This window comes from Oceanobacillus rekensis, from assembly GCF_002153375.1.
Classification (GTDB): domain Bacteria; phylum Bacillota; class Bacilli; order Bacillales; family Amphibacillaceae; genus Oceanobacillus; species Oceanobacillus rekensis.
In genome coordinates, this window is record NZ_MTBQ01000002.1 from 522,169 (window position 1) to 543,023 (window position 20,855).

The 20,855-nt window shown below is 37.4% G+C and carries 21 protein-coding genes; 19 read left to right on the plus strand and 2 right to left on the minus strand.

Features of this window, described 5'->3' with window-relative positions; translation table 11 throughout:
* Nucleotides 1-89: 89 nt before the first annotated feature.
* From BV906_RS06425 to BV906_RS19780, 7 genes are all read left to right on the plus strand, one after another.
* The gene (locus BV906_RS06425; RefSeq protein WP_087972604.1) at nucleotides 90-1,451 is read left to right on the plus strand and encodes a sigma-54 interaction domain-containing protein; all 1,362 of its coding nucleotides are present in this window, start codon (nucleotides 90-92) and stop codon (nucleotides 1,449-1,451) included.
* 226 nt (nucleotides 1,452-1,677) lie between these two features.
* Nucleotides 1,678-2,373 carry a CoA transferase subunit A gene (locus tag BV906_RS06430; RefSeq protein WP_087972605.1) on the plus strand — a complete coding sequence of 232 codons (696 nt, stop codon included), beginning with the start codon at nucleotides 1,678-1,680 and terminating at the stop codon, nucleotides 2,371-2,373.
* Nucleotides 2,374-2,389: 16 nt separating this feature from the next.
* A complete protein-coding gene (locus BV906_RS06435; RefSeq protein WP_087972606.1) occupies nucleotides 2,390-3,067 on the plus strand; it encodes a 3-oxoacid CoA-transferase subunit B in 678 nt (225 codons plus the stop codon).
* Between the two features lie 36 nt (nucleotides 3,068-3,103).
* Entirely contained in the window at nucleotides 3,104-3,880 is a 777-nt protein-coding gene (locus BV906_RS06440; protein ID WP_087972607.1) for a 3-hydroxybutyrate dehydrogenase, read from the plus strand.
* Nucleotides 3,881-4,011: 131 nt separating this feature from the next.
* A complete protein-coding gene (locus BV906_RS06445; protein ID WP_087972608.1) occupies nucleotides 4,012-5,295 on the plus strand; it encodes a GntP family permease in 1,284 nt (427 codons plus the stop codon).
* Nucleotides 5,296-5,346: 51 nt separating this feature from the next.
* On the plus strand, nucleotides 5,347-5,979 hold the full coding sequence (locus tag BV906_RS06450; protein ID WP_245843945.1) for a 3-hydroxyacyl-CoA dehydrogenase family protein: 633 nt from the start codon (nucleotides 5,347-5,349) through the stop codon (nucleotides 5,977-5,979).
* 10 nt (nucleotides 5,980-5,989) lie between these two features.
* The gene (locus BV906_RS19780; protein ID WP_245843990.1) at nucleotides 5,990-6,283 is read left to right on the plus strand and encodes a 3-hydroxyacyl-CoA dehydrogenase family protein; all 294 of its coding nucleotides are present in this window, start codon (nucleotides 5,990-5,992) and stop codon (nucleotides 6,281-6,283) included.
* Nucleotides 6,284-6,379: 96 nt separating this feature from the next.
* Here BV906_RS19780 and BV906_RS06455 read toward each other — a convergent pair whose 3' ends face one another.
* A complete protein-coding gene (locus tag BV906_RS06455) occupies nucleotides 6,380-6,934 on the minus strand; it encodes a shikimate kinase (RefSeq protein WP_176330281.1) in 555 nt (184 codons plus the stop codon).
* A gap of 87 nt (nucleotides 6,935-7,021) precedes the next feature.
* Nucleotides 7,022-7,411: a ribonuclease HI family protein gene (locus BV906_RS06460; RefSeq protein ID WP_087972610.1), complete on the minus strand. Its 390-nt coding sequence runs from the start codon at nucleotides 7,409-7,411 to the stop codon at nucleotides 7,022-7,024.
* Nucleotides 7,412-7,615: 204 nt separating this feature from the next.
* On the opposite strand from BV906_RS06460, the gene BV906_RS06465 reads away from it, so the two are divergent.
* The 12 genes from BV906_RS06465 (at nucleotide 7,616) to BV906_RS06520 (ending at nucleotide 20,805) form a co-directional block, all read left to right on the plus strand.
* The gene (locus tag BV906_RS06465) at nucleotides 7,616-7,972 is read left to right on the plus strand and encodes a DUF485 domain-containing protein (protein WP_087972611.1); all 357 of its coding nucleotides are present in this window, start codon (nucleotides 7,616-7,618) and stop codon (nucleotides 7,970-7,972) included.
* The gene (locus tag BV906_RS06470) at nucleotides 7,969-9,501 is read left to right on the plus strand and encodes a solute symporter family protein (protein ID WP_087972612.1); all 1,533 of its coding nucleotides are present in this window, start codon (nucleotides 7,969-7,971) and stop codon (nucleotides 9,499-9,501) included. The genes BV906_RS06465 and BV906_RS06470 overlap by 4 nt, the downstream gene beginning before the upstream one ends.
* Nucleotides 9,502-9,614: 113 nt before the next feature.
* A complete protein-coding gene (rpoN, locus tag BV906_RS06475; protein ID WP_087972613.1) occupies nucleotides 9,615-10,904 on the plus strand; it encodes an RNA polymerase factor sigma-54 in 1,290 nt (429 codons plus the stop codon).
* Nucleotide 10,905: 1 nt separating this feature from the next.
* Nucleotides 10,906-11,166 (plus strand): glutaredoxin family protein, encoded by a 261-nt coding sequence (locus BV906_RS06480; RefSeq protein WP_087972614.1) that lies wholly within the window; start codon nucleotides 10,906-10,908, stop codon nucleotides 11,164-11,166.
* Between the two features lie 814 nt (nucleotides 11,167-11,980).
* Entirely contained in the window at nucleotides 11,981-13,009 is a 1,029-nt protein-coding gene (locus tag BV906_RS06485; protein ID WP_087972615.1) for a sugar-binding transcriptional regulator, read from the plus strand.
* Between the two features lie 40 nt (nucleotides 13,010-13,049).
* A complete protein-coding gene (gene gap / locus BV906_RS06490) occupies nucleotides 13,050-14,057 on the plus strand; it encodes a type I glyceraldehyde-3-phosphate dehydrogenase (protein ID WP_087972616.1) in 1,008 nt (335 codons plus the stop codon).
* Nucleotides 14,058-14,265: 208 nt separating this feature from the next.
* Nucleotides 14,266-15,447, plus strand: coding sequence for a phosphoglycerate kinase (locus BV906_RS06495; RefSeq protein WP_087972617.1), 1,182 nt, complete (start codon nucleotides 14,266-14,268; stop codon nucleotides 15,445-15,447).
* A gap of 78 nt (nucleotides 15,448-15,525) precedes the next feature.
* Nucleotides 15,526-16,284 carry a triose-phosphate isomerase gene (gene tpiA / locus BV906_RS06500; RefSeq protein WP_087972618.1) on the plus strand — a complete coding sequence of 253 codons (759 nt, stop codon included), beginning with the start codon at nucleotides 15,526-15,528 and terminating at the stop codon, nucleotides 16,282-16,284.
* Nucleotides 16,281-17,819 (plus strand): 2,3-bisphosphoglycerate-independent phosphoglycerate mutase, encoded by a 1,539-nt coding sequence (gpmI, locus tag BV906_RS06505; protein WP_087972619.1) that lies wholly within the window; start codon nucleotides 16,281-16,283, stop codon nucleotides 17,817-17,819. The genes tpiA and gpmI overlap by 4 nt, the downstream gene beginning before the upstream one ends.
* Before the next feature lie 77 nt (nucleotides 17,820-17,896).
* Nucleotides 17,897-19,183, plus strand: coding sequence for a phosphopyruvate hydratase (gene eno / locus BV906_RS06510; protein ID WP_087972620.1), 1,287 nt, complete (start codon nucleotides 17,897-17,899; stop codon nucleotides 19,181-19,183).
* A gap of 231 nt (nucleotides 19,184-19,414) precedes the next feature.
* Nucleotides 19,415-19,855: a transposase gene (locus BV906_RS06515; protein WP_140321967.1), complete on the plus strand. Its 441-nt coding sequence runs from the start codon at nucleotides 19,415-19,417 to the stop codon at nucleotides 19,853-19,855.
* Between the two features lie 20 nt (nucleotides 19,856-19,875).
* On the plus strand, nucleotides 19,876-20,805 hold the full coding sequence (locus BV906_RS06520; protein WP_245843992.1) for an IS3 family transposase: 930 nt from the start codon (nucleotides 19,876-19,878) through the stop codon (nucleotides 20,803-20,805).
* The last annotated feature ends 50 nt before the right edge of the window (nucleotides 20,806-20,855 follow it).

Below are 20,855 nucleotides of genomic sequence, written 5' to 3' on the forward strand. Positions count from 1 at the left end.
CAGAAAGGACAAGAGAGTGCATTAATTTCTCTTGTCCTTTTTCTATAGAAAAATTTAAAATAATATATTCAATGCGTGGAGGTATTAATATGCTGTTGGATAGCCCATACAGAGAAGAAATCATTGAAACCGTTTTTGAAAAATCAAATTTTTGCTTTGTAGTGGTCGATGAACAGGGAATGCTTACCTATTTAAATGACAATTACTGCGAATTTATTGGTGTTAAAAAGGAAGAAGCTATTGGTAAACATGTGGAAGATATAATTGAAAACACAAGAATGCATACTGTGGTTCGGACTGGTAAAGAAGAAATTGCAGATATCCAGTATATTCGCGGAAATTATATGATTGCTAACCGTGTTCCATTATACTCAAAAGGTAAAGTAGTTGGTGCGGTTGGAACAGTCTTATATCGGGATACGAAAGAATGGATGAAAATGAATTCACATATTAAAGACCTGCTACTTGAAATCGAACAGTATCGAAAAAAATTAATGGGCCAAAGTGGTGCCATCTATACGCTTCATGATATTGTTGGAAGTTCCAATGAGTTGAACGCTGTGAAGGAAAAGATTAAAAAAGTTTCTTCAGGAGATGTATCGATTCTTCTTAAAGGTGAAAGTGGTACAGGGAAAGAATTGTTTGCCCATAGTATCCATCACTTAAGTGAGCGCAGTACAAAACCTTTTATCAAAGTTAACTGTGCAGCAATTCCGGAAGAATTGCTTGAATCTGAACTTTTTGGCTATGTGGAGGGAGCATTTACCGGTGCTAAAAAGAATGGAAAGTTGGGTAAATTTCAACTTGCTAACGGTGGAACACTCTTTCTGGATGAAATTGGTGATATGCCATTAAATGCCCAGGTGAAAATTCACCGTGTACTTCAGGAAGGTGAAGTTGAAGCTATCGGCTCGGAAAGAACGCAAACAGTTGATGTAAGGATTATTGCTGCCACAAACCAGCCATTAGAAAAGCTAATTAAAGAAAACCGTTTTAGGAAAGATTTGTTTTATCGTATTAATGTAGTTCAAATCAAGATTCCTCCATTACGGGAAAGGGTAGGGGATATACCCGTTATTAGCAATTATTTACTAAGGAAAATCACTAGACGTTCCGGTAAGAGAGTACTTGACTTTGATCAATCAGTAAAGGACTTTTTTATACAATACCAATGGCCTGGTAATGTCCGTGAGCTTGAAAATGTAATTGAGTCTGCTGTACATCTTACAAACTCTAAAGTTATTAAACAGGAAGATCTTCCAGAGCAAATGCAAGCCAATTCTATTATTCAAAAACAGGGTTCAACCTTAAAAGAAATTATGGATAAAACAGAGAAGCAAGCAATTGAACAAGCATTGAGAAAAGTAAATAATGATAAAATAAAAGCAGCAAAAATTCTTGGTGTAGGTAAATCCAGTTTTTATGAAAAATTAAAAAAACATGACTTATAATTTTCCGGAATTCAGGAAATGTTTCCGGATTTCCGGAAATGATAGCCATATCATTATAAAAAGAGGGCTTACATTTAATATATACCTATTTTGAAACTTATTTTCCAATATTCTGGAAATAGTTTTTTTTATTTTGTTTAACCTTTGGCTCTAGATAGCTATTTTCCTAAAAAGTAAAAGTTGGCATGGTATTTGCTAGTATATAGGTGAAAGGAGTGAATAGGAAATGAAAATGATTTATACATCATTCGACGATGCGGTAAGCGATATTAATGATGGATCTACAATTATGGTTGGCGGATTTGGATTGGTAGGTATTCCGGAGAATTTAATTCTTGCGCTGGTAGATTCAGAGGTTAAACATTTAACGGTTATATCCAATAATTGTGGTGTGGATGACTGGGGACTAGGCTTACTGTTAAAGAATAAGCAGATTGATAAGATGATAGGGTCCTATGTAGGAGAAAATAAAGAATTTGAACGACAAGTTCTCTCAGGTGAACTGGAGGTTGAGTTAACTCCTCAAGGAACATTGGCTGAAAGAATTCGCGCAGGTGGATCAGGTATCCCCGCCTTCTACACACCAGCTGGAGTGGGAACACCTATAGCTGAGAGTGGGGAAATAAGGGAATTTGACAACAGGGAATATTTACTACAAACAGCATTGAAGGCTGATTTCAGTCTAGTTAGAGCTGCTGTCGGTGACCAAGATGGAAATCTTGTTTATAACAAAACGGCACAGAACTTCAATCCGATGATGGCTGCTGCAGGTAAAGTTACAATTGCTGAGGTAGAACAATTGGTTGAAACAGGTACAATCGATCCGAATCATGTACATACTCCAGGAATTTATGTTCAACGTTTAATTGAAGGAAAGCAGGAGAAGAGAATCGAGCGGCTGACAATCAGAGATGAAGCTTAAAGGAGGTTATATTAGTATGGCGAAAAAACAAATGGATAAGGCAACTATCAGAGAAAGAATTGCAAGAAGAGCAGAGAAGGAAATTGTAAGCGGTTCCTATGTTAATTTAGGAATCGGGATGCCTACAATGGTTGCAAACTATATTCAGGATGGGAAGCAAGTAGTACTTCAATCAGAAAATGGTTTACTTGGAATTGGTAAGTCTCCACTAAAAAAGGAAGTAGATCCTGATTTGATTAATGCGGGAAAGGAAACTGTAACTGCCCAGAAAGGTGCATCCTATTTTAGCAATGCAGAGTCTTTCGCGATGATACGTGGAGAACATCTGGACCTTGCAATTCTTGGAGGTATGGAAGTTTCTGTAACAGGTGATTTGGCGAATTGGATGATCCCTGGAAAAATGATCAAAGGTATGGGTGGTGCAATGGATATTGTGCATGGCGCAAAGAAAATTGTGATTATCATGGATCACGTCAATAAACACGGAGAGCCGAAAATATTAAATAAATGCAACTTACCATTAACAGGAAAAAGTGTTGTTAATCGTATTATTACGGATCGAGCGGTAATTGATGTGGTAGAAGATGGACTTATACTTATCGAAGTTGCAGAAGGTTGGACGATTGATGAAGTTATTCAATCAACGGAACCTAAATTGAAAATTAGTGAAGATATCCGAACTGGAACGTATTAAAGATTGATTCCAAAATAAAATTATGGAGGGCTTTGAATGGTAGAAGAAAGAGTCGTATTTATTACTGGAGCAGCAAGTGGAATTGGTTATGAAATTGGGGTTGAATTTGCGAAGAACAGTGCAAAGGTTGTATTGTCAGACATCAACGAGGAAAAGGTCCGTGAGGTTTCAGAAAAACTACGCAACGATGGTTTTGACTGTATTGGCTTGAAATGTGACGTAACAAAAGAGGAAGAACTTCAACAAGCGATAGATTATACAGTAGAAAAGTATGGAAGATTGGATGTTCTAATCAATAATGCTGGTTTGCAGCATGTTGCTGCATTAGAAGAGTTCCCGACAGAAAAATATGAGTTTATGTTGAAAGTTATGTTGGTTGCGCCATTTATGGCAACAAAGCATGTGTTTCCAACTATGAAAAAACAAGGATTTGGTCGTGTTATTAATATGGCATCAATAAACGGACTTATCGGATTTGCTGGAAAAGCAGCATATAATAGTGCTAAACACGGTATTATTGGTCTGACAAAAGTGGCTGCATTAGAAGGTGCTGCAGATGGAATTACAGTAAATGCAATTTGTCCAGGTTATGTAGATACACCACTTGTACGTGGACAGTTTGAAGATCTTGCTAAAAACCGTAATGTCCCTTTAGAAAATGTTCTTGAAGAAGTACTTTATCCTTTAGTACCACAAAAGAGATTATTAGATGTACAGGAAGTTTCAGATTACACAATGTTTCTTGCAAGTGATAAAGCGAAAGGAATTACTGGTCAGGCTGTCGTACTCGATGGTGGATATACAGCACAATAAAAAGAATAAAGAAACGGAGATTTTCTTTTAAAGAGGCGGAACAGGTACGGTCGGAAATGAAAATGAATTAATGATGGGGCAGTAGCGGTAATTATCGTTGAAGTTATTTAATTAAAAAGGGGAGGGATATTATGTTTGGTATTATTTTAGGACTAATCGTATTGATGGGCTTAGCATATTTGGGTTGGTCAATCATCTGGATAGCACCAATTGCTGCTGGGGTAGTTGCACTAACTGGTGGATTGGATTTATTGGATGCATATACAAATACGTATATGAGTGGATTTGTAAACTTTGCTAAACTCTGGTTCCCAGTTTTTATGCTTGGGGCAATATTCGGGAAATTAATGGAAGACACAGGAATGGCAAGGTCTGTTGCAGTAGCCTTTACAAAGATTATTGGTACAAAACGAGCAATCTTGGGTGTATTAGTGTCTTGTGCTGTACTTACTTATGGTGGGGTTAGTTTGTTTGTTGTCGTGTTTGCAGTTTATCCACTGGCATTGACACTTTTTAAGGAAGCGAATATCAGTAGACGTTTAATCCCAGGTACGGTAGCACTGGGAGCATTTACATTTACAATGACAGCAGTACCAGGAACACCACAAATCCAAAATCTGATTCCAACCGATTATTTTGAAACAGATGCTATGGCAGCACCGATAATGGGTATTGTTGCAGCAATTGTCATGGCTGTTGGTGGTTATTTGTATCTTCGCTGGCGTGAAAAGCAGATGACTGCAAAAGGGGAAACATATACAGAACCAAAAGATAATAAACTTATTAATGTAGAAGGAGATACACCACATTTTATTTTATCAATTTTACCATTGCTAACGGTCCTTATTACATTGAATGTGCTTAAATGGGATATCATTGTTGCATTACTTTCAGGAATCATTTTATTAATGATCCTTAATATCACGAAATTTAAGGGATTTGTTAAAGCAATCAATGGTGGTGCAATTGGATCAGTAACAGCAATTATTAATACAAGTGCAGCAGTTGGTTTCGGAACAGTTGTTCAGGCTGTACCTGGATTTAACCGTCTAACTGAGTTATTAATGGGTATTAAAGGTAATCCCTTGATTTCGGAAGCAGTCGCAGTCAATGTGCTTGCTGGAGCAACAGGTTCAGCATCAGGAGGTATGGGTATAGCATTGGAAGCGCTTGGTTCCAAATATTATGAAATTGCGATGAATACGGGGATTGATCCTGAAGCATTCCATCGTGTTGCTTCCCTTTCTTCGGGTGGTTTAGATGCTCTTCCACATAATGGAGCAGTGTTAACACTGCTAACCATAACCGGAATGACACATAAAGATAGTTACAAGGATATTTTCGTTGTGGCTGTACTTATTCCAATTGTATCTATTATTGCAGCTATTTTACTTGCATCGATGGGTATTTATTAGTCATAGAAAAGGTAGTATTTTTATAGAGTTATAGATTGGAAGGTGTTATAAATGATTAACAAAGTTACTGTGCTTGGTTCAGGAGTGATGGGTCATGGTATTGCACAAAATTATGCATTGGCTGGTTATTTCGTCTCACTCTATGATTTAGAGGATGTCCTCTTGGAAAAAGCCATGAAATTGATAGATGCCAATTTATCTTTGTTAGTAGGAGAAGATTTAATTTCAACATATGAAAAGGAAAAAGCTTTAGGAAGAATCACAACAACGACAAATCTTCGTGAAGCAGCTGAAGGAAGCGACTTTATTACGGAGGCAGTACCTGAAGTTCTTGCTATTAAATATAGTCTTTATAAACAACTTGAACCTCTTATTAGAGAGGATACTATTATTGCATCCAATACTTCTACATTTCCTATATCACAACTTACAAAAGATGTACTGCATCCAAAACGCTTTATTATTACACACTTTTTCAATCCTGCACAATTGGTACCATTAGTAGAAATTGTAAAAAGTGAAGTAACGACAAATCATGTTGTGGAAATTACCATGAATTTGATGAAGGATATTGGGAAATCTCCTATTGTTTTAAATAAAGATATTCCAGGATTCATTGCAAATCGCCTTCAAGCAGCCCTTGTGAGGGAGGCGTTTTATTTAATAGAGGAGGAAAGTAGCTAGTCCGGAAGATATTGATTTAGCTTTAACTGCTGGACCTGGTTTTCGATGGGCATTTTCCGGACCACTTGAAATAGCAGATTTTGGTGGTTTGGATATTTGGAAAAGTGTTGTTGAAAATCTAGCTCCTGAGTTATCCAAGGCCGAGAAAGTGCCGGAATTTATAAGGGAAAAAGTCGCAAGTGGAAATTTGGGCACGAAAACAGGTGAAGGAATTTATCAATATTCCAATAAGGTTGTGGAAGGAAAACTCGTTGAAAGAGATGAAAAATTAGTAAAGCTGAGCAAGATTAAAGAAGGTAAATAATATGTTTTAGTAACATTATATATCAAAAGGTATCATAGACATTGAGGCTAGTTCTAATAAAAAAAAGACAAGGGAGTCCATAAGACCCTTGTCTTTTTACTTTCCATTCGGTTCGTAAATATCCCATGCCGTTTTCAATGAATCAACAATATAATCGGCAACTTCATCCACTACAAGATTGTCCGTAATTACTCTCGAATGATGCTCTTCATAGATTGGTTGTCTGTCATAAAATAGTTTTTCGATTTGATCGATATTTTTCCCTTGTAGGACAGGTCTGCTATCTATCAGCAAACTAATTCGTTCTTTCCATGAGTCCCAGGATAAATCGAGGAAGAAGATGATACAATCTGATAAACATGCTTCCCTAATCTCATCCTGTAAAAAGGCTCCACCGCCAACAGAGATGATTTTCAGCTTTTGTTTACATGAATGGATAATCATTTCTTTTTCCGTTTCGCGGAATGTCCTTTCACCATATTCTTTGAAAATTTCTGATGGTGGCATATTGAATTTTTTCTCAATTTCCTCATCTATATCAACAAAATCTCTGTACAATTTTTTTGCAACTGCTCTGCCGATTGTAGTTTTACCAACTCCCATAAAACCAATCAGCACAATGCTTTGCTCCCGAAGTGAGACATCGTTCATGTGGATCCTCCTAGTAATCTTATCTGTAAAACTAGTATAAGCTAAATCAACCTATTTTGCACGAGGATATTTGATTCACTTTTCTGTTTAATTTAGTTGAATTGCTTTTTTTGCCAAGAGATCTGCATGATAATTTTGCTTTTCTGGGATCCACTTAATAAAGAAGTAAGGGAAACCCTCTGATTTCTTTCTTATTTTTTCAAGTAGGGGAAGGAAAACTTCATTTTTTGTAAAATCATTTTCTATGACATCCACAACAACTTTTGAATCGGACCGAAAAGATAATATTTCTTTTGGAAACGATTCTTTACATATTTCCAGTGCGTTTATAATTGCATGAAATTCTGCTTCATGATTGGACAACATGCCCAAGGGAAATGAGTATTCATAGCTTTTTCCGTCAGTCTTTATGTAAATTCCGGCCCCACTTAAGCCAGGATTACCCTTGGATGCCCCGTCCGTATAGACAACAATCATACAGTATACACTCCTAACTTTTTATAATTCTTGCATATAGTATATTATATCTTTTCATGATTCAGTTCCTAATATGATGATTATTAACTTTTTAAAATATTTTAATTATTAATTGAATTATATCTTTGTTTAAGATAAGATTACGTTATTAAAAAGTTTGGGCTTAAGAAAGGTCTAGCTTTAATTAAAGAAAGGAGCTTGCAAATGGGTACTGAAAGCGATTACAATTTTGACGCCAAACGTAGCATAGAAACAGACTTTGTAAAGGTAGCTGAGAGCGGTCCGTTTAAAAAGTTAATTCAGGAAAGAAAAAGATTCATTTTTCCTCTTACGATATTTTTCCTGCTTTTTTACTTTTTGCTTCCCATCTTAACATCGTATACGACAATACTCCGTACTCCTGCAATTGGTGATATTTCCTGGGCATGGATTTACGCCTTCGCACAATTTATCATGACTTGGGTTCTTTGTACGGTATATGTAAAGAAATCAGCTTCCTTTGATAGACAATCTAAACAATTAATGGATGATATGCTTGAAAAGGAGAGAGAAGCTAAATGAATGCAACGGTTATAACTTTATTTCTTATTATTGTATTGACAACACTTGTTATCACGTATTTTGCTGCTAAGAGAACCCAAACAACTGGAGACTTCTACACTGCTGGAGGGGGATTAACAGGCTGGCAAAATGGCCTGGCAATTGCAGGTGATTACTTATCTGCAGCATCATTTCTCGGTATTGCTGGTGCGATTGCATTATATGGTTTCGATGGTTTCTTTTATAGTATTGGCTTTCTGATTGCATACTTAGTTGTGATGTTCTTAGTAGCGGAGCCGTTAAGAAATCTCGGGAAATATACGCTTGCAGATATGATTAATGCTCGTTTTGAAGCGAAGAAAGTTAGAGGCGTAGCAGCTTTTAGTACCATTACGATCGTTATCTTTTATATGATTGCACAGCTTGTTGGAGCGGGAGCACTTATTCAATTATTATTTGGTATTGACTACTGGATTGCTGTACTAATTGTTGGTGTAATGATGACGATCTACGTGTTATTTGGTGGGATGACTGCCACCAGCTGGGTGCAAATTATTAAAGCGGTTCTTCTAATGATTGGAACAGTCATTATTGCATTTCTTGTTTTTGCCCGATTTGATTTTAACATTTTACAGATGTTCAGTGAAGTGAAAAATGTGACAAGTCATGGCGCAGATTATCTTAATCCTGGACTTCGATATACATTTCCGTTAGATACACTTTCTTTAATGCTTGCACTTGTTCTTGGTACAGCAGGTCTGCCACATATTCTGATGAGGTTTTTCACTGTTAAAGATGCAAAAACAGCAAGAACCTCGGTTGTTACAGCGACATGGATTGTTGGAATTTTCTATGTGTTGACGATTTTCCTAGGTTTTGGTGCAGCTGCCTTTGTAGGGGAGAGTAATATTTTAGCAGCAAACCCAGCCGGGAATATGGCAGCACCATTATTGGCAGAAGTCCTTGGTGGCGATCTTCTAATGTCCTTTGTATCTGCGGTAGCATTTGCAACGATTTTGGCAGTTGTTGCAGGTTTGGTATTATCTGGTGCCTCTGCATTTGCACATGATATATATGGACAAATTATAAAAAAAGGAAAAGCGACCGATCAACAGCAAATGTTGGCAGCACGCTATGCATCAGTAGGTGTGTCAGTTTTTTCCATCTTATTGGCTCTTTTTGCACAAACATTGAATGTCGCCTTTCTCGTCTCTTTGGCATTTTGTGTGGCAGCAAGTGCAAACCTTCCAGTTATTCTTTACACGATTTATTGGAAACGTTTTAATACAACAGGAGCAGTAACAGGTATGTTATTCGGTTTATTGTCTGCACTTATTTTAGTCGCCATTAGTCCGAATGTCATTTCACCAACAGAAGGCGCTGCAATATTTGTAGGGGAACCTCTTTTTCCATTGACTAACCCTGCGATTATTTCTGTACCATTGGGCTTTCTTGGTGGTTATCTTGGAACGATACTTTCTAAAGAAGCTGATTTTGCAAAGTATGCAGAAGTTAGAGTTAGAGCAAATACAGGATATAGAGGGAAATAAATAGAGAATAAAAAAGCGGACTGACCTTTTGTTGGTCGTCCGTTTTTTCAGTTATCCATATAAATGACAATGACAAAACAGAAGAGAATGATATGATTTAAGGAGTGATAGTTGTGAATCAAAAGCTCGTCTTAAAACAGTCATTACAATGGAAAATGAATCAGTCACTAATACAATCCATTAACATCTTGCAACTTACGAGTGGTGAGTTAATGGATTATTTAAAAGAGGTTGCTAACGAAAATCCATTAATTGAGGAAATAGATTCAGATATGGATTGGGAACAGTTCAGACCAACATATACAGAGGCACCATCTATTGGCGAAATCAATCAACGTGTGATGACAATGTATGACCAATTGAAAGGGCAACTGTATATGCTCCCCATTGATGATGAATTAAAAAAGATTATCGAATTTGGAATTGATTCGTTAAATGAGGATGGCTACTTGGATATTGAATTGGAAGATTGGGCTATTGCTTGTAAAACAACTATAAACTTGGTAACAGAGGCTTTGAATCATATACAGTCACTGGATCCAGTTGGGATTGGCGCAAGAGATCTCCAAGAATGTATTTTACTGCAACTGAAGCAATCAGATGGTTATCATGATTATGTAGAAGATTTATTGAACGAGCATTTGGAACTTATTGCTGATTCAAATGTTGATGTTATCAGTCAGTTATATTCTATCTCATTAGATGAAGCCAAACGAACTCTTCAGAACATCAAACGGTGTCATCCAAAGCCGGGACGAATACTTTCAACAACAGAGCCTGAATATATTATTCCGGAAGCTTCTATTTATAAAGAAGCAGGTGAATGGAAAATATCCTTCTTTAAATGGGCAGCACCGAAAATTACGCTTAACCCACTGTATGAGAATTTAAATGACCCTACAAATGAAGCAACCGATTATTTAAAGGGAAAATATAAAGAAATAGATTCATTAAAACAGGCAATTATATACCGTGGAAACACATTGGAACGAGTGGTACGAATCATTATGGAAAAACAGTTGCCCTTTTTTGAACATGGGGTACATATGATACAGCCACTTGGATTAAAGGAAATTGCAGAGGAGTTAAATCTTCATATATCCACAATCAGCAGGGCAATCAGTCAAAAATACATTCAAACGACACGCGGTGTTTTACCACTTAAGTTCTTTTTGCAAAATGGCATAAGAAAAAAGAATGGGAACCAAACGGCAACATACGTAATAAAACAACTTATACATGACATGATTACATATGAAGATAGAAAAAAACCGTTATCAGATGAAGCGATAAGAAGTAAGCTAAGGGACGATTTTACAATTGATGTAGCTAGACGTACAATCATGAAATACCGTGGGCAATTGAATATCCCATCATCGATGAAAAGAAAACAGGAGGAATAAAATGCTTCGAGTGATATTTTACACGAAAGAGTTATGTTCATTATGTGATGATGCAGAAGCATTACTTTCACTTTTTGAAAATGAGTATCCTTATGAGTTGGAGAAAAGGGATATATATTCGAATGATTTATGGCTTGAGCAATATCAACTTGAAATACCTGTCATTGAAATAGAAGGAAAACAATTAAATGTTGAAGAAATAAATTATAATTCCATAGAATCGCTGTTAAAAAACAGCCAAAAAGAGGAACCAGATGCATAACTCGGTTACCTCTTTTTATTTTGAGGAAGTTCACCCTGGCATTTATCATTATTGTTCGATGTTTAGTTATAACTTTGGGAGGAATAATTTATATATAAATCCTGCTTTTTAAGTATTTCAGAGTTGAGATAAAGTGCGAAGTAACCGTTGGCTGTTTTCCAAAGAATTGTTCTTTTATCCGGGATCGCTCCGGGCGGATGCGGACCTTAGGGCACGGCCTCAGCCCCGAAGAGAAAACCACTCTTCTGGTCTTCGGACACGTGCTGTTCCCGCAGGACAAGGAAGGCTTCGGCAGCGATACATCGCACGAAGAAAATTGGTTTGTATTTTCGAGGAGTCACCGCCCTCCGCTCACCCGGACTGGTGAGGCTATAGGATACTATTTTAGCTATTTAGCTAGTGCAGGTAATTGTTAGCAACTTTCTTACCAGCTCTGGGAAATATACGGAGACTCCTACGGGAAGAGAGGCATAGGTGAGACCCTGAAATGCGACAGCATGAAGGGGCTCACCAGCCGCCTTAGGATGCGCGAAGTATATTTCCCAGAGCGGTCGCCGAAGTTGCTTATCTTAGTTCGCACTTTATAGATTTTGTGCAAAAGTAGTAACAAATCTATTCGGTGGGTCAATTAGTGTCCAGTCACATTTGTTTTTGGGGCAACGAGTAAATCAATACAATTTTTTGAAATCTGCTTAAGAAATAGATAGTTATTATTTGTATAACTTTTCGAGTATGATATAATGAATTTGTAATCGGGACATAATATAACCTAGTGGGACATAATTATACCCGGTGAAAAGAAAGAGGCATTTAGATGAAACCCTTAATCGAATTACAAAAAAAGCTTGTTCCTGAATTACTTGAAGTAATCAAACAGCGATATTCCTTACTGCAAAGTGTTCGGCAGCTCGAGCCAATTGGTAGAAGAGGCTTGGCGGAGCACACCAAAATGACAGAAAGACATGTCAGAGGGGAAATTGATTTTCTCTATGCACAAGGACTAATCGAGATTACAACTAAAGGAATGTTTATTACAAATGAGGGTAAATTAATTCTGGAACAACTTGCGCAATTCATTGGTGAATTATCAGGGTTACATGTTTTAGAAAAAAAAATTAAGGAAACATTACATGTAGGGAAGGTTGTTATTGTTCCTGGTGATAGTGATGAGAACACATGGGTCAAACAAGAATTGGGAAAAGCATGTGTCAACTATCTCAAAACCATTTTAAAAAAGGAAAATACAATTGCCGTTACAGGTGGAAGTACTATGGCTGCTGTTGCAAATGCGATGACACCTTTAGGTAAGGAAAGTAATCTTTTATTCGTTCCCGCTCGTGGTGGAATTGGAGAAAAGGTGGAAAATCAGGCGTCCGGTATTGTAGCTGAAATGTCCAGAAGGGCCCATGGCGATTATCGAATGTTATATGTACCTGATCCAATCAGTGATTCTACCTATGAGACAATCATCACTGAGCCAGCCATCAATGACATATTAGAAAAGATTAAAAGCTCAAATATTGTTATACATGGTGTCGGCGACGCACTGAAAATGGCGGAACGACGAAGAACCCCCGAACAGGTAGTATCCCTGTTGAAAGAAAAGCATGCTGCTAGTGAAGCATTCGGTTATTACTTTGACCAATCTGGGAACATGGTCCATAAGGTCAAAACAGTCGGTATTCAACTGGAAGATTTGGAAGCCGTCGAACAAGTTATAACGGTTGCTGGTGGAAAATCCAAAGGGAAAGCAATTGCTTCTTATTTTAAACAAGGTAAAAGCAACCTACTTATAACAGATCAGGGTGCAGCAGAACAGATTTTGAGAGGTAACCCTCTTTAAATATATTTTTATTAAAAAAGTTTTATAGGAGGAATAGCAAATGGCAGTTAAAGTTGGTATTAATGGATTTGGTAGAATAGGACGTAATGTATTCCGTCAGGCTTTATCAAATGATGAGGTTGAAATTGTTGCAGTAAATGATTTAACAGACGCTAATATGCTTGCACATTTATTGAAATATGATTCCGTACATGGCAAATTAGAACAAGAAATTTCAGTTAACGGTTCAAACATCGTTGTTGGAGGACAAGAAATTAAAGTATTGTCTGAACGTGACCCTGCAAACCTTGGTTGGGGCGATTTAGGTGTAGAAGTAGTAATCGAATCAACTGGACGTTTTACAAAAGGTGAAGATGCTCAGAAACACATCGATGCTGGAGCTAAGAAAGTAATTATCTCTGCACCTGCAAATGGTGAAGATTTAACAATAGTTATGGGTGTTAATGATGATAAATACGATGCTTCTAAACACAATATTATTTCCAATGCATCTTGTACAACAAACTGTTTAGCTCCATTTGCAAAAGTACTTCATGATAACTTTGGAATTAAACGTGGATTGATGACTACAATCCATTCCTATACAAATGATCAACAAATTCTTGATTTACCGCACAAAGACTATCGTCGTGCACGTGCTGCAGCAGAAAACATTATCCCTACAACTACTGGAGCTGCAAAAGCAGTTGGCTTAGTTTTACCTGAAATCAATGGTAAATTGAATGGTATGGCTGTACGTGTACCAACTCCAGATGGTTCATTAGTTGATTTAGTAGCTGAACTTGATAAAAATGTTACTGCTGAAGATATTAATAATGCATTAAGAGAAGCAGCAGCAGGCCCATTAAAAGGCGTGTTAGAATACAGTGAAGACCCACTTGTTTCTACTGATATTATTGGAAATCCACATTCATCTGTAATTGATGGTTTATCTACAATGGTTATGGAAGACAATCTAGTTAAAGTTGTTTCTTGGTATGACAACGAAATGGGCTACTCTGCACGTTGTGTAGATTTAGCAGCATTCTTGAAAAAACAAGGACTTTAATCAACAAAAGCGAAGGCGACTATGGGCGCTAGCTGAATATAAATGTAGTTGCGGAGGAGGATTCCATTCCTCCTCCGTTTTTTCATATTTCCGATACAATTACAAGCGATTAAACAACTCATGGTATATAATGATTACGAATGAAGTTTTCAGGGGAAACCTATTATAGTTAACATGTTACATAGTCCAAAATTAGGAGGGTTTAAACATGAACAAAAAAACACTTCAAGACCTTGATTTAAAAGGAAAAAAGGTATTTTGCCGTGTCGATTTTAACGTCCCATTGAAAGATGGAGAGATCACGGATGATACTCGAATTAAAGCAGCATTGCCAACAATCAACTATTTAACAGAACAAGGTGCTATCGTTATTTTGGCAAGTCATCTTGGACGACCAAAAGGACAGGCAGTCGAAGAATTACGTTTAGACCCTGTAGCAAAGCATCTTAGCAATTTAATAGGGAAAGATGTTGTGAAAACAGATACGGTATACGGCGAAGAAGTTAATCAGGCAATTGGTCAACTGAATGAAGGCGATATTTTATTAATTGAGAATGTCCGCTTTGAATCTGGTGAAGAGAAAAATGATCCTGAATTGGTTCAGGCCTTTGCTGAGATGGCAGATTTGTATGTAAATGATGCCTTTGGCGCAGCACACCGGGCACATGCTTCCACAACAGGTATTGCTGAAAAACTACCTGCAGCAGCTGGTTATTTGATGGAAAAGGAAATAGCTGCCCTTGGAAACGCATTAAATGATCCTAAACGTCCGTTTACAGCAATTATCGGTGGCGCAAAGGTAAAAGATAAAATTAATGTGATTGATAATTTATTGGAAAAAGTAGATAACTTGATTATCGGTGGTGGACTTGCTTATACATTTGTTAAAGCACAAGGCCATGAAGTCGGTAAGTCATTACTTGAAGAAGATAAAATTGATCTTGCTAATCAATTCATAGAAAAAGCGAAGGATAAAGGCGTAAACTTTGTTCTACCGGTTGACGTAGTTGTTGCTGATGATTTTTCTGAAACAGCAAACACTAAAATTGTAGACATTGATCAAATTCCTGCAGACTGGGAAGCATTGGATATCGGTCCGAAAACTAGGGAAGCCTATAGTCAGATTGTTGCAGAATCCAAACTGATTATTTGGAATGGGCCAATGGGTGTATTTGAATTGAACCCATTTGCTGGTGGTACAAAAGCAGTTGCTGAAAGTTTAGCCGAAACGGAAGGTTATTCCATCATTGGTGGTGGTGATTCAGCTGCAGCAGTGGAGAAATTCGACCTTGCATCTGAAATGGATCATGTATCAACAGGTGGTGGAGCTTCCCTTGAGTTTATGGAAGGTAAAGTATTGCCAGGTGTAGCAGCTTTAGATGATAAATAAATTTTATGATTTATTGTTCAAAAGGGAGGATTTTCCTTACCTATTGAACATCATATAACTAATTCGAGGGGTGAGACAATGCGTAAGAAAATTATCGCTGGAAACTGGAAGATGAATAAAGTTTTTTCAGAGGCAAATCAATTTGTTGATGAAGTTGTTGGGAAGGTTCCGGATAGTGACAATGTGGAAGCTATTGTTTGTGCACCATTCCCATATCTTGCATCTCTAGTTGAAAAAACGAATGGTTCAAAAGTTAAAGTAGCAGCACAGAACATGCACTTTGAAGACAATGGGGCATATACAGGAGAAGTTAGTCCAGTTATGCTTAAAGACATCGGAGTATCTCATGTTGTCTTAGGACACTCGGAACGTCGTGAATATTTTGCAGAGACTGATGAAACAGTTAACAAGAAAACACATGCTGCCTTTAACAATGGGTTGACCCCGATTGTCTGTGTCGGTGAAACTTTGGAACAACGCGAAGCAAATGAAACAATGAACCATGTCGAAACACAGGTTAAAAAAGCGATTGAAGGATTAACAGATGAGCAAGTGGCTGAAACAATTGTTGCATATGAGCCAATTTGGGCAATTGGAACAGGTAAAACTGCGTCCAGTGAAGATGCGAATGACGTTTGTGCGCATATTAGAAACGTTATTAAAGAAGTAACATCAGATGCTATTGCAGAAAAAGTTGTCATTCAATATGGTGGTAGTGTTAAACCTGCCAATGTAGAAGAATTATTATCACAATCTGATATCGATGGTGCATTGGTCGGTGGAGCTAGTCTGGAAGCAGAATCATTTCTGCAACTTGTGGAGGCCGGTACAAAATGAGTCAAGATAAATTAGCTGCATTAATCATCTTGGATGGTTTTGCTATTCGAGATGAAGTTAAAGGAAATGCAGTCAAACAAGCAAAAACACCTAATTTTGATCGGCTATGGAATAAATATGCACACAGTCAACTTAATGCTAGTGGACATGCTGTAGGCTTGCCAGAGGGGCAGATGGGCAACTCTGAAGTTGGACATTTAAATATTGGTGCAGGACGTGTTGTATATCAAAGCCTTACTCGTGTGAACCTGTCGATTGAGGAAGGTGACTTTTATCAAGTAGAAGCATTTTTGAAATCGATACACCATGCAAAAACGAATGATAAAGCACTCCATTTATTTGGATTATTATCCGACGGTGGCGTCCATAGTCATATCAATCACCTATTTGCATTGCTAAAACTGGCAAAAGATAGTGATTTGAAAAAAGTCTACGTACATGCATTTCTTGATGGACGTGATGTAGGTCCCAAAACAGCAGGGAAGTACATTCAACAAACAGAAGAAAAAATGCAAGAGCTAGGCATCGGTGAGATTGCAACTATATCTGGTCGTTATTATTCCATGGATCGTGATAAACGTTGGGATCGTGTCCAAAAATCCTACGAAGCGATGGTACAAGGTAAAGGACCGAAATATAAGCAGGCAATGGATGTTATTCATGATAATTATGAAAATGGAATTTATGATGAGTTTGTTATACCATCTGTGATTACTGATGGTAATGATGAGCCGATTGGAACAATAAAGGATAATGATTCAATCATCTTTTATAATTTCCGTCCAGACAGGGCAATTCAAATTTCACGTACATTTGCAAATGCAGATTTTCGTGACTTTGATCGCGGCGAAAATGTTCCAAAAGACTTAGATTTTGTTATGTTTACTAATTTCAGTGAAACGGTTAATGGTTACGTAGCATACGAGCCAATTAATCTGGACAATACGGTTGGTGAAGTTCTTGCACAAAATAATCTGAAACAGCTCCGTATTGCTGAAACAGAAAAGTACCCACATGTAACATTCTTTATGAGTGGTGGCCGTGAACAGGAATTTCCTGGCGAGACAAGAATTTTAATTGACTCACCAAAAGTTGCCACCTATGATTTAAAGCCGGAAATGAGTGCTTATGAAGTTACTGATGCACTTCTTGCTGAGCTTGATAAGGGCGAACAGAATGCAATATTACTAAACTTTGCTAATCCAGATATGGTTGGTCACTCAGGTATGTTACAGCCAACAATTGATGCAATTGAGACAGTTGATGAATGTCTTGGTAAAATTGTAGATAAAATAACAGAACTTGGTGGACATGCAATTATTACTGCTGACCACGGGAATTCGGATGAAGTGTTGACAGAGGAAGGTACCCCAATGACTGCACATACAACGAACCCTGTTCCAGTAATTGTCACTAAAGAAGATGTTTCATTGCGTACAGGTGGCAAATTAGCAGATCTTGCACCAACATTATTAGATTTACTGAATGTTGATAAGCCCGACGAAATGACTGGAGAATCATTGATTATTAAATAACTGATTTATTAATTACAGGTAAGAAATTAATGACACAAAGGTTTCTAAAAAAATTAAAACTTAAGGGAGAGATTTTAATGCCATACATTACTGACGTATACGCTAGAGAGGTTTTAGATTCACGTGGTAACCCAACAGTAGAGGTAGAAATTTTCACAGAATCTGGTGCATTTGGTTCTGCATTAGTACCGAGTGGTGCTTCAACGGGAGAATATGAAGCAGTTGAATTACGTGATGGCGATTCAGACCGTTACTTAGGAAAAGGTGTTTTAAAAGCAGTTGAAAATGTAAATGACATTATCGGACCTGAATTAATCGGTCTAGATGTAACGCGTCAGAATATTATTGACGCTTTGATGATAGACCTTGACGGAACTGAAAACAAAGGAAAACTTGGTGCAAATGCTATCCTTGGTGTTTCCATGGCAGCAGCACATGCAGCAGCAAGTCACCTTGAAGTTCCTTTATATAACTATCTTGGCGGATTCAACGCAAAAGTATTGCCAACACCAATGATGAACATTGTAAACGGTGGGGAGCATGCGGATAATAACGTGGATATTCAAGAATTCATGATTATGCCTGTTGGTGCTCCAACATTTAAAGAAGCATTACGTACAGGTGCAGAAATTTTCCACGCATTGAAAAAAGTATTAAGCGATAAAGGGCTAAACACTGCTGTTGGTGATGAAGGTGGATTCGCTCCAAACCTTGGTTCTAACGAAGAAGCATTGCAAACAATCGTTGAAGCAATTGAAGCAGCAGGTTATAAACCAGGTGAAGAAGTTAAGCTTGCAATGGATGTTGCAGCATCTGAAATCTTTGAGGATGGAAAATATAACCTAAAAGGCGAAGGTGTAGTTCGTACATCTGAAGAAATGGTTGACTGGTATGAAGAGATGATCAATAAGTACCCGATCATTTCCATTGAAGATGGTCTTGATGAAAACGACTGGGATGGCTTCAAATTGCTGACAGATCGTATCGGCGATCGTGTTCAACTTGTAGGTGACGACCTATTTGTTACAAACACAGCGAAACTTTCTGAAGGAATTGAAAAAGGTATCGGAAATTCCATCCTTGTTAAAGTAAACCAAATTGGTACATTAACAGAAACATTCGAAGCAATTGAAATGGCTAAAAAAGCAGGATATACTGCCGTAATCTCACATCGTTCTGGTGAAACAGAAGATGCGACGATTGCTGACATTGCTGTAGCTACAAATGCAGGTCAAATTAAAACAGGTGCACCTTCACGTACGGATCGTGTAGCTAAATACAACCAGTTACTTCGTATTGAAGATGAACTTGCTGGTATGGGTGAGTATGCAGGGGAAACTGCATTTTATAACCTGAAAAAATAAATATCTTACTTAAGAGGAGGCAGAGAAATCTGCCTCCTTTTTTTGTATAGCATGTTATTGGGTTTTTTGGCTTACCTTATGTCGTAGTTTAGATAAAATGCGAAGTAACTGTTGATCTGTATCGCTAATAATGGAAACGAGATACTTAGGCAACCGTAGCCCGTATACAACTCCGCTTTTTGACCTGACCCCCATAAGTTAGAGTAAAAATAATTTACGGGGGTCAGGTTTATGGCAAAGTACAGTGAAGAGTTTAAGGTAAAGGTCGCAGAAGAATATATTGAAGGGAAATTGAGTTATAGACGGTTAGCGGAGAAATACGAGGTACCAACGACTACACTGCGAGGTTGGGTAAGGGTTTATAAGTACTATGGATCAAATAAATTAGTGAAAAAGGAACAAAAACAAAGCGTCTACTCTGTTCAATTCAAGTTAGATGTATTAAGCTTTATGAAAAGCACAGGTGCTTCCGTGTCCGACACAGCTCTTCAGTTTGGAATAAAGAATCCATCTATAATTTCTAGATGGCGAAAAACATTCCTTGAGGGCAATTTGGAAGTCCTGGATAAACAGAGGGGACTGCTTTCTATGGCTAACAAATCCAATAATGAAGCGGAGAAAAAACTAACTAATAAAGAAGAATCTCTTCAGAAATTAGAAAGAGAAAATTAACTTTTACATTTAGAGGTGGCATACCTAAAAAAGTTGCGAGCTTTTCAGAAGGATCCGGAGTCTTATCTAGAAAAGCACAAGCAGCGTTATCACTCGAACTCAAAAAAGAATTTAAATTAAAAGATGTCTTACAAATAGTTGGTATACCTGAATCTAGCTATCATTATCATGTGAAGGCCTTAAAAGTAAATGTAAACCCCGATGCGGAAATAAAAGAGCTTATTCAAGCTAAATTTGAGGAACATAACGGTGATTACGGTTATCGTAGAATCACAGACCAATTAAGACAAGAAGGCCATACAATCAATTATAAAAGGGTTCAGCGTCTCATGAGGGTGCTGGGTTTAAAATGTAAGAAATTTGGTAGGAAATCAAGAAAGTATAATGCTTATAAAGGTCCAGTGGGTAAAGTGGCGAAAAATCGTATGAAGCGCCGTTTCCACACATCGATACCGCTTCAAAAATTAACGACAGACATTACCGAATTTAAATGTTTAGATGGGAAGAAATTATATCTTAATCCTATTTTAGATATGTTTAACGGTGAAATATTAACCTATGGAATTAGTAATAGTCCGACATTAGATTTTGTATTAGAACCACTTGAAGAAACCTTAGATATCGTCAAAAACGCAACGTATAGAACAACAATTCATTCAGACCAAGGTTGGCATTATCAACATGATAAATGGGTGAAAAAACTCAAGCAGCACAAAGTGTTCCAAAGCATGTCACGTAAGGGGAATTGTATAGATAACGCACCTGTAGAAAGCTTCTTCGGTATCCTGAAACAAGAAATGTATCACGGGGAATCTCTCTGTACCTATGAAGAATTAAAACGTAAAATTGAAGACTATATCTATTATTACAATAACAAACGAATTAAAGGAAGATTAAACGGTATGAGCCCAGTTCAATACCGAATTCATACCGATCTAATCGCCGCTTAATAAAACTCCAACTATTGGGGGTCGCACCATTTCCGCGGGCGGCTGGTGAG